At 68.2% G+C, this 11,968-nt stretch carries 10 protein-coding genes and 1 pseudogene; 6 read left to right on the top strand and 5 right to left on the bottom strand.

The window, feature by feature from the left end; translation table 11 throughout:
- Window positions 1-70 precede the first annotated feature (70 nt).
- A complete protein-coding gene (locus ACFYSH_RS13385; protein WP_359478552.1) occupies window positions 71-2,293 on the top strand; it encodes an NADP-dependent isocitrate dehydrogenase in 2,223 nt (740 codons plus the stop codon).
- 90 nt (window positions 2,294-2,383) lie between these two features.
- Here ACFYSH_RS13385 and ACFYSH_RS13390 read toward each other — a convergent pair whose 3' ends face one another.
- Together ACFYSH_RS13390 and ACFYSH_RS13395 are read right to left on the bottom strand one after the other, a co-directional pair.
- A complete protein-coding gene (locus ACFYSH_RS13390; RefSeq protein WP_359478549.1) occupies window positions 2,384-3,568 on the bottom strand; it encodes a spore photoproduct lyase family protein in 1,185 nt (394 codons plus the stop codon).
- 39 nt (window positions 3,569-3,607) lie between these two features.
- Window positions 3,608-4,138: pseudogene (locus ACFYSH_RS13395) on the bottom strand (biotin/lipoate A/B protein ligase family protein); the annotation flags it as partial.
- A gap of 134 nt (window positions 4,139-4,272) precedes the next feature.
- Between ACFYSH_RS13395 and ACFYSH_RS13400 the strand changes: the two are divergent.
- Window positions 4,273-5,664: an IS4 family transposase gene (locus ACFYSH_RS13400; protein WP_388752317.1), complete on the top strand. Its 1,392-nt coding sequence runs from the start codon at window positions 4,273-4,275 to the stop codon at window positions 5,662-5,664.
- Window positions 5,665-5,758: 94 nt separating this feature from the next.
- Here ACFYSH_RS13400 and ACFYSH_RS13405 read toward each other — a convergent pair whose 3' ends face one another.
- Both ACFYSH_RS13405 and ACFYSH_RS13410 read right to left on the bottom strand, forming a co-directional pair.
- Entirely contained in the window at window positions 5,759-6,823 is a 1,065-nt protein-coding gene (locus tag ACFYSH_RS13405) for a biotin/lipoate A/B protein ligase family protein (RefSeq protein WP_388752320.1), read from the bottom strand.
- Between the two features lie 295 nt (window positions 6,824-7,118).
- The gene (locus ACFYSH_RS13410; RefSeq protein ID WP_388752323.1) at window positions 7,119-7,448 is read right to left on the bottom strand and encodes a transposase; all 330 of its coding nucleotides are present in this window, start codon (window positions 7,446-7,448) and stop codon (window positions 7,119-7,121) included.
- On the opposite strand from ACFYSH_RS13410, the gene ACFYSH_RS13415 reads away from it, so the two are divergent.
- From ACFYSH_RS13415 to ACFYSH_RS13430, 4 genes are all read left to right on the top strand, one after another.
- Window positions 7,447-7,851 carry an RNase H family protein gene (locus tag ACFYSH_RS13415; protein ID WP_388752326.1) on the top strand — a complete coding sequence of 135 codons (405 nt, stop codon included), beginning with the start codon at window positions 7,447-7,449 and terminating at the stop codon, window positions 7,849-7,851. The two genes, ACFYSH_RS13410 and ACFYSH_RS13415, sit on opposite strands and share 2 nt — an antisense overlap.
- A 104-nt stretch (window positions 7,852-7,955) precedes the next feature.
- On the top strand, window positions 7,956-9,647 hold the full coding sequence (locus ACFYSH_RS13420; RefSeq protein WP_388752329.1) for a TIGR04141 family sporadically distributed protein: 1,692 nt from the start codon (window positions 7,956-7,958) through the stop codon (window positions 9,645-9,647).
- Window positions 9,648-9,890: 243 nt separating this feature from the next.
- Complete coding sequence (locus ACFYSH_RS13425) at window positions 9,891-10,115, top strand: hypothetical protein (RefSeq protein WP_388752332.1); 225 nt, start codon at window positions 9,891-9,893, stop codon at window positions 10,113-10,115.
- An 84-nt stretch (window positions 10,116-10,199) separates the two neighbouring features.
- Window positions 10,200-10,865 (top strand): aminoglycoside phosphotransferase family protein, encoded by a 666-nt coding sequence (locus ACFYSH_RS13430; RefSeq protein WP_388752335.1) that lies wholly within the window; start codon window positions 10,200-10,202, stop codon window positions 10,863-10,865.
- Window positions 10,866-10,971: 106 nt separating this feature from the next.
- Here the strand turns inward: ACFYSH_RS13430 and ACFYSH_RS13435 are convergent, their stop codons facing one another.
- Complete coding sequence (locus tag ACFYSH_RS13435; RefSeq protein WP_388752338.1) at window positions 10,972-11,283, bottom strand: hypothetical protein; 312 nt, start codon at window positions 11,281-11,283, stop codon at window positions 10,972-10,974.
- Window positions 11,284-11,968: the final 685 nt, after the last annotated feature.

Here is an 11,968-nt window from a genome sequence, read left to right on the forward strand (position 1 = left end):
TGTGGAGAGGGACCGGTCGAGGAGATATCTTGATGTCAAGCAATGTTGCAGACGTGGAGCGGAGCACCCGGTGACTGACTCGACCATCATCTATACGCACACCGACGAGGCCCCTGCCCTGGCGACGTACTCGTTCCTGCCGGTCATCGAGGCCTACGCCTCGACCGCGGGTGTCACGGTGGAGCGCCGCGACATCTCCCTGGCGGGGCGGATCATCGCCGGCTTCCCGGAGCGCCTCAAGGCCGACCAGCGTATCGATGACGCGCTCGCCGAGCTCGGCGAGCTGGCCAGGACTCCCGGCGCGAACATCATCAAGCTGCCCAACATCTCGGCCTCGATCCCGCAGCTGAAGGCCGCGATCGCAGAGCTCCAGGAGCAGGGCTACGCGCTTCCGGACTACCCGGACGACCCGCAGACCGACGAGGACAAGGACGTCCGCGCGCGGTACGACAAGGTCAAGGGCAGTGCGGTGAACCCCGTCCTGCGTGAGGGCAACTCCGACCGCCGCGCCCCCGCGTCGGTCAAGAACTACGCCAAGGCGCACCCGCACCGCATGGGTGCCTGGACCGCCGACTCCAAGACGAACGTCGCCACCATGGGCGTCGACGACTTCCGCTCGACGGAGAAGTCCGTCGTCATCTCCGAGGCCGGCTCGCTGCGTATCGAGCTCGCCGGTGACGACGGCACCACCACGGTGCTGCGTGAGTCCGTCCCGGTGCTCGCGGGTGAGGTCGTGGACGCGGCCGTCATGCGCGTCGCCGCGCTGCGTGAGTTCTTCACCGCCCAGGTAGCGCGCGCCAAGGCCGAGAACGTGCTGTTCTCCGTGCACCTCAAGGCCACGATGATGAAAGTCTCCGACCCGATCATCTTCGGTCACGTGGTCCGCGCCTTCTTCCCGAACACCTTCGCCAAGTACGGTGACGTGCTCGCGGCGGCCGGTCTGACCCCGAACGACGGCCTCGGCGGCATCCTCAAGGGCCTCGACTCCGTGCCGCACATCGGCGCCGAGATCAAGGCGTCCTTCGAGGCCGAGCTCGCCGAGGGCCCCGCCCTGGCGATGGTCGACTCCGACAAGGGCATCACCAACCTGCACGTGCCGAGCGACGTCATCGTCGACGCGTCCATGCCCGCCATGATCCGTACGTCCGGCCACATGTGGGGTCCGGACGGCAACGAGGCCGACACCATCGCCGTCCTGCCCGACAGCAGCTACGCGGGCGTCTACCAGGTCGTCATCGACGACTGCCGCGCCAACGGCGCCTTCGACCCGTCGACCATGGGTTCCGTACCCAACGTCGGTCTGATGGCGCAGAAGGCCGAGGAGTACGGCAGCCACGACAAGACCTTCGAGGTCCCCGCCACCGGCACGGTGCGGGTCGTCGACGGCAAGGGCGACGTCGTCCTGGAGCAGGCCGTCGGAGCCGGTGACATCTTCCGGATGTGCCAGACCAAGGACCTGCCGATCCAGGACTGGGTCAAGCTGGCCGTCACCCGTGCCCGCGCGACCGGCAACCCGGCCGTGTTCTGGCTCGACGAGGGCCGCGCGCACGACGCCAACCTCATCGCCAAGGTCAACACCTACCTGGCCGACCACGACACCGACGGCCTGGACATCTCCATCCGGACGCCGGAGGAGGCCACGGCCTTCTCCCTGGAGCGCATCCGCCGCGGCGAGGACACCATCTCGGTCACCGGCAACGTGCTGCGTGACTACCTCACCGACCTGTTCCCCATCCTCGAGCTGGGTACCAGCGCGAAGATGCTCTCCGTCGTCCCGCTCATGAACGGCGGCGGACTGTTCGAGACGGGTGCCGGCGGCTCCGCGCCCAAGCACGTCCAGCAGCTGGTCAAGGAGGACTACCTGCGCTGGGACAGCCTGGGTGAGTTCCTCGCCCTCGCGGTCAGCTTCGAGCACCTGGCCACGACCACGGACAACGCGCGCGCCAAGGTGCTCGCCGACACCCTGGACCGGGCCACGGGTACCTTCCTCAACGAGGACAAGTCCCCGAGCCGCAAGCTCGGCGGCATCGACAACCGCGGCAGCCACTTCTACCTGGCGCTCTACTGGGCCCAGGAGCTGGCGAAGCAGACCGACGACGCCGCGCTCGCCGAGGCGTTCGGGCCGCTCGCCAAGACGCTGTCCGAGCAGGAGCAGACCATCGTCGCCGAGCTGGCCGCCGTCCAGGGCAAGCCGGTCGACATCGGTGGCTACTACCAGCCCGACCCGGCGAAGGCGGAGGCCGTCATGCGTCCGTCGGCCACCTTCAACCAGGCCATCGCGACCCTGGGCTGATCCCGGTCACGCGTCACGTCGAACGGCCGCCCCGGCAGGCACGCGCCTGCCGGGGCGGCCGTTCCGGTCGCCGCGCCCGGTGGGGCGGCGTCAGAACGCGTAGCGGATCGGCAGCCACGGCGCGTGCGTGTGCACCAGCCGGCGTACGGTCTCGACCGCCTCCGCCTTGACGGCATTGCGGTAGCGCACGTTCCAGCTGCCGTTCTCCGAGCGTTTGGCCTGCTGGAGCTCAGGACGCCAGATGGCGTCCTCGGCCCGGGGGTGCCAGTTCATGTTGACCTCATGCAGATCCCGGTTGTGCGTCAGCATGATCACCTCGGCCGCCGCCTGGTCCTTGACCGTGCGGGGCAGTACGTCGTCCATGCGCCGGAGCAGCTGTGCCCAGTCCTCCTCCCAGCCGGGTCGGACGACGACGGGGGAGAAGTTGAAATGAACCTCGTAGCCGGCCTCGACGAAGTCCGCCGCCGCTTCGACGCGCTGCTCGATCGGGCTGGTGCGGATGTCCAGCAGGCGCGAGTCGTCCGGCGGCATCAGGGAGAACCGCAGCCGGGTGCGGCCACGGGGATCGAGCAGCAGCAGGTCGGGATTCACGAATTTCGTCGCGAACGAAGCCTTGGCGTTCGGCCAGCGGGTGAACGCGTGCACCAGATCAGCGGTGTTCTCGCTGATCAAGGCGTCGACCGAGCAGTCGTTGTTCTCTCCGACGTCGTAGACCCACGCACTCGGGTCGCACTGGTTCGGCTCCTTCTTCGGGCCCTGGGCGATCACATGGCGCCTCAGCCGGCCGATGAGGGCGTCGATGTTGGTGAAGACGGTGATCGGATTGGCGTAGCCCTTGCGCCGTGGGACGTAGCAGTAGGCGCAGGCCATGGCGCAGCCGTTCGCGGCCCCCGGGGCGATCCAGTCCGCCGACCGGCCGTTGGGCCGCACGGTCAGGGTCTTCTTCTCCCCGAGCACCAGGACCGTGCTCTTGATCCGCACCCAGCGTTCCGCGTTTCCCTTGTTGCCGTGCAGTTCCGGGATGCGCCAGTGGGAGTCCGTGGGGATGAGTTCGGCGTCCGGGTACCTCGCGAGAATCTGCCGGCCGCGCGCAGAGGCCGCGGCGGCGGGCTCGGCGTGGATCTCGCGCACCGCCAGCATGCGCCGGGCCTCGTCCGAGTCCCGGAAGAGGGGGCCGGCGGGCCGGGGGGCGTCCGGTCCGCCGCGGATGTCCTCGATGCCGAACAGGCCGTCCTGTACGTCTCCCGGCTCGCCTGAGAGATGTGGGCTGTCCATGGCTGCTCCAGGATCTGTGGCTGTACGGCGTCGGGGCGTCTACGGCACCCGCGCCGTCCACTCCTCGGTGGCGAATTTCGTCTGTACCAGTTCCTCGGCCCGCACCAGCTCCTCGGCTGTGACGTCGCCGGTGGTCAGCCCGTAGCGGCCACGGAAGGACTCGATCATGTTCTCGATCACCTGCTCCCGGGCGAGGCCGGTCTGGCGGCGGAGCGGGTCGACGCGCTTCTTGGCGCTCTTGGTGCCTTTGTCGGACATCTTCTCCTTGCCGATACGCAGGACCTCGAGCATCTTGTCGGCGTCGATGTCGTACGACATGGTCACGTGGTGCAGGACGGCTCCCGGACCGCCGTCAGGGCCGACCATCCGCTTCTGTGCGGCACCGGCGATCTTGCCGGCGTCGGTGGCGATGTCGTTCAGGGGCTGGTACCAGGCCTTGATCCCCATGTCGCCGAGAGCGCCCAGGACCCAGTCGTCGAGGTACGCGTAACTGTCGGCGAAGGAGAGGCCCGACACCAGCGACTCGGGTACGGACAGGGAGTAGGTGATCGTACTCATGGGCTCGACGAAGGTCGGACAGGTAAGACACTACGACAACGCCGTTGCGTTTGAGTCTTGAGTTGTAGGTCAAACCTGGTGAATGACGCAACGGGACGTCCTGATAGATCAACTTGTGTCGAGCAAGAAGATCACTGGGAGTCCCGTTGCAGGAGAAGTCTGTCATCACGCGCACGGTCGAAGCGGCCGGGGGTGTGTACGCGCCCGGCCATTTGGGTGAGTTGACCCAGATCGTAGATTTCGCACTGGTGGACACGGTGATCGAGGAGACCAGGACGGCCGAGAAGCGGCTGCGGTGGCTGCCGTCCCGGGTGGTGGTCTACTTCGTTCTTGCGCTGGCCCTGTTCGAGGACCGCTCCTATCGAGGCGTGTGGGGCAAGCTGACGGCGGGGCTGCCCTTGGTGCGTCCGGCGGCCTCCTCGCTGTCCAGGGCCCGACGGCGAATAGGAGCGGCACCGCTGCGGCGACTGTTCGAGATCCTCGCCGGACCGGTCGCCCACCTCGGGCAGGCCGGTTCGTTCTACCGAGGGCTGCGGACCGTCGCCGTGGACGGAGCCCTGCTGCACGTGCCCGATGAAGAGGCGCTCACCTGGCGCTATCCGAAGCGAACGGGCGAGAGCCTGGAGTTCGGTTACCCGCTGCTTCGACTCGTCGTCCTGGTCGAGTGTGACACCCGCGTCGTGCTGGCCGCCGCGTTCGGCCCCGAGAGTGATGGCGAACTTTCTTATGTCGGCCGCCTGTTGAGTGCGCTGGACCGCACGATGCTCCTGCTGGCCGATGCTGGCTTCGACGCGAACGAGTTCGCCCGGGACGTCCAGGCCACCGGCGCCCAGTTCCTGGTGCGTTCCTCCGCCCGCCGGATACCCACCCCCTTCCGGCGCCTGGGCGACGGCTCCTACCTGGCCCGGATCGGCTACGGCGTTCTGCCCGTCCTGCTGACCGTCCGTGTCATCGAGGCGTCTGTCACCGCCACCCTGGCCGACGGCACCGTCCGCACCGAGCAGTGGCGCCTGCTCACCAGCCTCCTTAACCCGGCCGCCCACCCCGCCACCGGGCTCGTGGATCTCTACCACGAGCGGTGGCAGTCGGAGACAACGTACTTCTCGATCAAGGCGACCATGCTGGATGGCCGTGTCCTGTGCTCCCGCAGCCTGACCGGCCTCGACCAGGAGGTCTACGCCCTGCTCACCACCTACCAGGCCCTGATCCACGCCGCCGCCGACACTACGTGCACCCGACCCGGCCTGGACATGGACCGCATCAGCTTCACCGTCCTGCTGGCCACCGCCGCCGACACCGTCACCACCGCGACCAAGATCCTGCCCCCAGTGGGACCTGCCGACCTCGTCGGCACCATCGGCCGAGCCGCCCTACACCCCGCCCGCCACCGACACCGCGTCAAGGCCCGCACCCGCAAGAAACCCACCAGCAAGTACGGACCGAACGCCGGACAACAACCCCAAAAGGCCCAGAAATACATGATCCGCACCACTGTCGCGTTCTTCGAGCACGGCCTCAATAGCCGCTCACGGCGCTAACGCAACGACGTTGGACACCACGAGTCTGCGTGATCATGGCAAGCGTCTGCTTTCCCTGCCGAATGCCACGCGGCACCCGGCAGGACGCAGGTAATTACGGCACCCGGGCGGTCCATTCCTCTGTGGCGAACTTCGTGCGTACGAGTTCCTCGGCCCGGGCCATCTCCTCCGCAGTGACCTCGCCAGTGGTGAGCCCGTAGCGGTTGCGGAAGGAGGCGATCATGTTCTCGATGACCTGTTCCCGGGCGAGGCCGGTCTGGCGGCGGAGCGGGTCGACGCGCTTCTTGGCGCTCGTGGCGCCCTTGTCGGACATCTTCTCCTTGCCGATGCGGAGCACCTCGAGCATCTTGTCGGCGTCGATGTCGTAGGACATGGTCACGTGGTGCAGGACGGCCCCGGGGCCGCCGTCCAGGCCGACGATCCGCTTCTGCGCGGCGCCGGCGATCTTGCCGGCGCCGGTGGCGATGTCGTTGAGGGGCTGGTACCAGGCCTTGATCCCCATGTCGCCAAGCGCGCCCAGGACCCAGTCGTCGAGGTACGCGTAGCTGTCGGCGAAGGAGAGGCCGGAGACCAGCGAATCCGGTACGGACAGCGAGTACGTGATTGTGCTCGTCGGCTCTACAAACATGGCCCCTCCACCAGAAATGCGGCGAACCACGGTCACACCGTGCTTCGCGGCACCTTCGGGGTCCACCTCGTTGCGCAGCGACTGGAAGCTACCGATGATCACGGAGTTGGAGGCCCATTCCCACACCCGCAGGGTCGGTGCCCGTCGCCTGGCGGCGACCTCGGCGGTGATCACCTCGTCCAGGGCCATGTGCAGGGCCGGCGCCTGCGGCTCCATATGGACCAGCTGCCAGTCGTAGTCGCCCCACTCGGTCGCGTTGGCCAGGGCTCGCCGGACGGCGATGCCGACCCCCTCGGCGGTCAACCCGAGCATGACGGTCGACTCCGGGAGCGCGGCCGTGATCCGGGCCGCAAGCCCCGCGGCGTCCGTCGACGAGGGAGCCCCCTCCAGGGCGCTGTTAATCGAGAAGATCGCCTCGTCGGGCTCCAGGAAGAAGTCCCCGGCGACGCGTACGTTGCGCAGTGCGCCGCCCTCGACATCCAGATCTACGACGACCAGCTTGCCGCCGGGCACCTTGTATTCGCCATGCACGACTTCGTTCCCTTCCAGCGCGCGGTGGGGATCCTCAGCTTTTTGCTCCGGCATCCGGAGAGGCGCGCACATACTTCGTATTGCACCCTAATGCTCGCTCGCGACAAGCGGTCATGCAGCCGCTGGTGTACCGCCCGTGTCCGGGCGGCCAGCCTTGCGTCGGCCGCCTGGCGAGCGGCCCGGTCAGCGGCTGTCCGGCGCCAGTAGTAGAAGCTCGAGCGGCTGACGCCGAGGATGCTGCAGAGCCGCTTCACGCCGTAACGGCGCTGGAGGTCGGCGACACACTGGAAGCGGTTCACCAGCGCGTCTCCCCGGCGAAACACTTGGCCGCTTTGCGGAGTATCTCGCGTTCCTCCTCCAGCTCACGGACCTTCTTCCGCGAGGCGGCGTTCTCCGTCTCCAGCGGCGTCGGTGGCTGAGACGGTTCCTGCGTCCGCCGTCCCCGGGGACGGCTCACCCCGACTGCCCGGACCCAGTTCCGCAGCGTCTCCGGGTTGATCCCCAGATCGGCGGCGACCGACCTGATCGTCGCTTCCGGCCGTGACTCGTACAGCGCGACCGCGTCCGCCGTGAACTGCGGCGGATAGTTCTTCATGACCACGAGATGTCCGTTCTCAACCTCCATGGCCGCCAGCAGCGGCGAAGCCGAGATCATCGGCATCTGTGAAGCGGCGCTCTCGGCCCTGCACGCGGACGACGAGGCGCAGGTCGTCGTCCTGTGCGACAGCAAGCAGGCCGTCACCTGCCTCCACACGGCCCTCACCGAGGGATCGCCTAATCCCGCACACCGGGCCCTGCTCTTCCCTGAAAGCCGCAGCCTTCTCGAACGGCTCCTCCCGCACGCCGGACGCGTCGACGTCCGCTGGCTCAAGGACCACATAGGCCACGAACTCAACGAGACCGCCGACACCCTCGCCAACCTCGCCCTGCGTCGGGCGACCGGCCGCATCGCGGAGCGTACCGCCCGGCGCGCCATCGACGACGCCGTCAAGAAGCTGCCCAACGCCCCGACCGTCACCGCGGCCTGAACCCATTCAGCCAGCCGTCTCCTTCCACAGGGTTCTCCTCGCAAGGCCCGATCTGTTGTCCACCGCATGCGCTTCACGCACCCTCAACACTCCGGAGGCCCTTCATGGCACCCACCACCATCTCGCGCACCCTTTACCGGCTTCACGGCGTGGCCCCCACCAGGGAAGCTATGTACGACGCCCTTGACCACCACTACCCGAGCGAACTCGGCGCGGAACTGCACACGCCGGACGGCCTTGGAGTGCCGGCGGTCTACCTCACCTGCGGCATGGAGCAGGATGAGGCCGGCTGGTGCGAGCAGATGGCCCGCACCACCGGCATCCCCGTCACCGAGGCTGTACGCCGCACCGCCGCCCTGCTGCTGCTCGCCGTCGACGGCCAGGTGTACGCCATTGGCTGCGACCAGGGGTACCGGCTCATCCCCGAGCAGCTCAAGGACAAGCGGTTCGGCCTGTCCTTCGCGATCCGGGAGATCGACCCGACCCTCGTCCGCGGTGCCGTCTCCGGAATTCTCGGTCAGGCCCGCACGGACATCTCCCTCGTTCTCAACGGTGCTCCCGTGCCCGCCCTCGGCCTCAGTGACCACACCCGGATCGTGCGCAGTCTCGGCGGCTACCTCAACGACGCCCCGCTCACGCGGACTCTTAAGGGCAGGGCCGGAGGATTCACCGTGCTGGGCGGCTGCGGACTGCGCCTGCCCCTCGGCGTCGAGCCGGCGGACCTGGTCTCCGAGATCCGCCAGATCGCCCGCGCCTGCGCCGAACGCCTGCCGCATCAGGACCTCGAGTTCGTCGAGCACATCGTCCCGGTCAAGGACGTGACCGTCCTTACCGAGCTCGAGCGGGCGCTGGACGACCAGCTCGGCCTGCCCGCCGACGGCCGTATCGCCGAGACCGTGCCCTTCGACCACCTGCGCAACGACGCGGAGGCCGCCACCTACCGCACGCGGATCAACAGCGACGGGAGCTTCGAGTCGGACGCGTTCGACCTCGGCTACGTGCTCGGCCGTGTCCGGTACCTCCCCTCCGGGAGCCGCCTCGAAGCCCTCAGGTCCGGCACCGTCAAGCTCCTTCGGGAGCGCCGCAGGCGGAGCGCGCCGGACGACGTGATCGCCACCGTCGGAACCCTGCGCTGGATCGAGGCCACCGTCTCCCTCGGCTCCCACGTGTTCTGCCTGCTGGACGGCGAGTGGTACGAGTTCGGGGCCTCGTACCTTGCCTCCCTCCACAGCGAGGTGCAGCGGCTGTTCGCTCCCGTTCCTTCTGTCGTCCTGCCTGCCTGGCCTCGCGGAATGTCGGAGACGCCCTACAACAAGAAGACGGCCCGGACCGTCGGTTGGGAAGACTGGGTCGTGCTCGACTGCAAGACCATTCCCAACCCGGCGAAGCCCAGCGACCAGATCGAGATCTGCGACTTCCTGACCCAGGACGACACGCTCGTCCTCGTCAAGCAGGCCCGTGGCTCCGGTGCCCTCAGCCACCTCTACAACCAGGCCCGGGTAGCCGTCGAGGTTCTCTATGACTCCGCGGTCGCCCGCGCGAACTTCGCCCAGCGCGTTCGCAGCGCGAGCGACGGCCGGCGCACGCTGCCCGACGACTTCCACCCCAAGCGCCTCGTCCTCGCCATCCACCTGAAGACCGGAGCCGAACTCACCCCTGATTCCCTCTTCGGTTTCTCCCAGATCACCCTCGCTCAGACCGCGAAGGCGCTGGCCGCGCGCGGCGTCTCGCTTGAGGTCGTGGGCATCAGCGCGGCCGGATCGGCCGCTGACGGCGGTCTTGCCGACGCCGTGTAGGCAGTGCCCCAGGGATCTGCCCAACGGCAGACCGGGCCCTGGCGGAAGGTGACAGTACGCCGCTGCAAGAACCACAGACCGGCCTCACACAGCTCCCTGCGCAGGCCTCGGGATCCGCAGCGGAACCGTAGCCCGGACGGAGTGATCGTGGCCTCGACGAGGCCCTTCACGCTCGACGTCCATAGACCCTGAGCCCGTACGCCCGGCATGCCGGGCGTCGGCTCAATGACAGGAAGAACGCCGATGAAGACCACAGACCAGCACGCGGTGGACACCGACAAAGACGCGGTGCTGTTTGCCGCCCGACTGGCCACCGTCGGAGTTTTGCTCCTGACCGCGCTGTGCACACCCCGCGAGATCAGCGAACGCGCATTCCGGCTGCTGGACTTGATGAAGGACAGTCCCGGGCCCCCGCCTCCGGCGCCCGCACCCTCGGCCCGGCGCCGCGCCCAGCAGGGAGGGCGCTGACGGACAATCCCCCGCCCCTTCCAGCGCCCGAGCCGGGGACCGACCTACCGTGCAACCACAACGCCCGAGCCTGCCGTGCTGAAGGTGTCCTTTCCTCATCCCGAGAACCGGTTCGCCCCGGACGCACTCTCGGCCTGGGACGGGCGCGGAGCGGTCCTACTGCACGAGCGGAACGACGACCGGTACGCCATGTTCCTGGAGCGCGCGCACCCCACGACGCCGGCCCAGGCCGAGCAGGGTGACGAGGTGGCGGCAATCGCGGGGAGCGTCAGCCGTCGCCTCGCCGTCCCCGCCCCCGCCGGACTGCTCCGGCTTCAAGATCGGGCCGCCGCGCGGAAGGAGCAACTGTGCCGGGAGGCCCGGGACTTCCCGGGCGCTCTGCCGTCCCGGACGATGCAGGCCGCGACGGCGACGGTGCGCGAGCTTGCGCACCACCAGCCGGACACCCTCATCCGCGGCGACCTGAGCGCGCGGAACATCCTGGCGGGCCCTCGAGAGCCCTGGCTGGCCGTCGACCCGAAGGGCTGGGTGGGTGACCGGGCGTACGGCTGCGGCACGCTGACCAAGTCCCGGTCGGTTGTCCTCGCCGCGCAGGGAGACCTGGCCAGGGGGATCGACCGCACCCTCGACGCCTTCACCAGCGCCGCCGAGCTCGATCGGGAACGCGCACGGCGGTGGGCGCAGCTCAGTGCGGTCCAGGCCGCCATGGAGCCGAACGTGCTGGACTCATCGCGCTCGTTGACGAGTTAGCGCGCATTCTCACCGACCTATGACCTCACCAACACCGCAGCTCACCGGTGGGGCGGGTCCGGGGCGGGTTCGATGACCGGTTACGCCGGCCGTGAGAGTCATGAACTCAGCGAAGAGTGTCAAGCAGGGCCTCTTCCAAGACAGGTAGCCGGTCCAGCAGCATCAGAGCTGCCTTGTGCCGCGCCCGCCCGTAGGCCTCAAGTGCGGCGTCGACGATGTGCGGTCGTTCCACTGGTACCGACAGCGGAAAGGCCGAGCAGAGCATGGCTGCACAGCCGACACGAAGCGAGGACAAGAGGTCGTCCGCGGACGCCTTCGGGTTGGCGTCCCGGTAGGCCAGGGTGAGATCGATGTCTCCATCAAACCCGGGGCGGTTCAGTGAACGTGCGCCCGTCCCCTCAGCCGATTTCGTCGACACTGTCGGGTGGTGACCTCCAGACACGTGCGGCCCGGCTTTTCGGCCGTGCAGTCGGCGGCGGTGTCGCATGGCCCTATGGGCTCAGCGCCCCATCCCGGAGTACGTACAGGGGCAGACCCGCAGGGTACGAGGGGGCGCTCCGGGACAGGTTGGCGGCGCAGGAGACGATCACGATCTGGGCGGAGAAGCATGGGCTGCGCCCCAGCCCGGCCGGCTGTTGCCCGCATTGGCTGCAGCGGCCCTCCAGCAGACGTTGCAGGGACGGTGGCTGCACGCATTTCGACACGCCGACCCTGGACTGCGGGTGGATGGACCACACGATCGCCTGGCTGTACGAGGGCCAGCCTGCCGCGCTCACCTCGGCACCTTACGGGGTGACACGACAGCATCGTGCTCGCCTGTCTTGGTGGACACAGCAGCATCCCGCCCTGAGTACGACCCAGGGCACCGGCTGGTGCGGATTCGGCACGACACAGATCGTCATGTGGCGTACTGACATCCTCAACGTTGTCGACCCCGCTAGGGGAAACGTCCTCGTCGATGCCGGCGCAGGCACGTCCTCGGCGTAGCAACGCTCACTGCCCTGCCTGCTAGGGCCTGTATCTAGTTGTGATCAATGAGTGGTCCGCGCGAGGTCCTTGATCCAGATCATGGAGGCGCGGAGATGGAGTCCGGCGAGGTAGCT

The organism is Streptomyces sp. NPDC005791, from assembly GCF_042871485.1.
GTDB lineage: Bacteria > Actinomycetota > Actinomycetes > Streptomycetales > Streptomycetaceae > Streptomyces.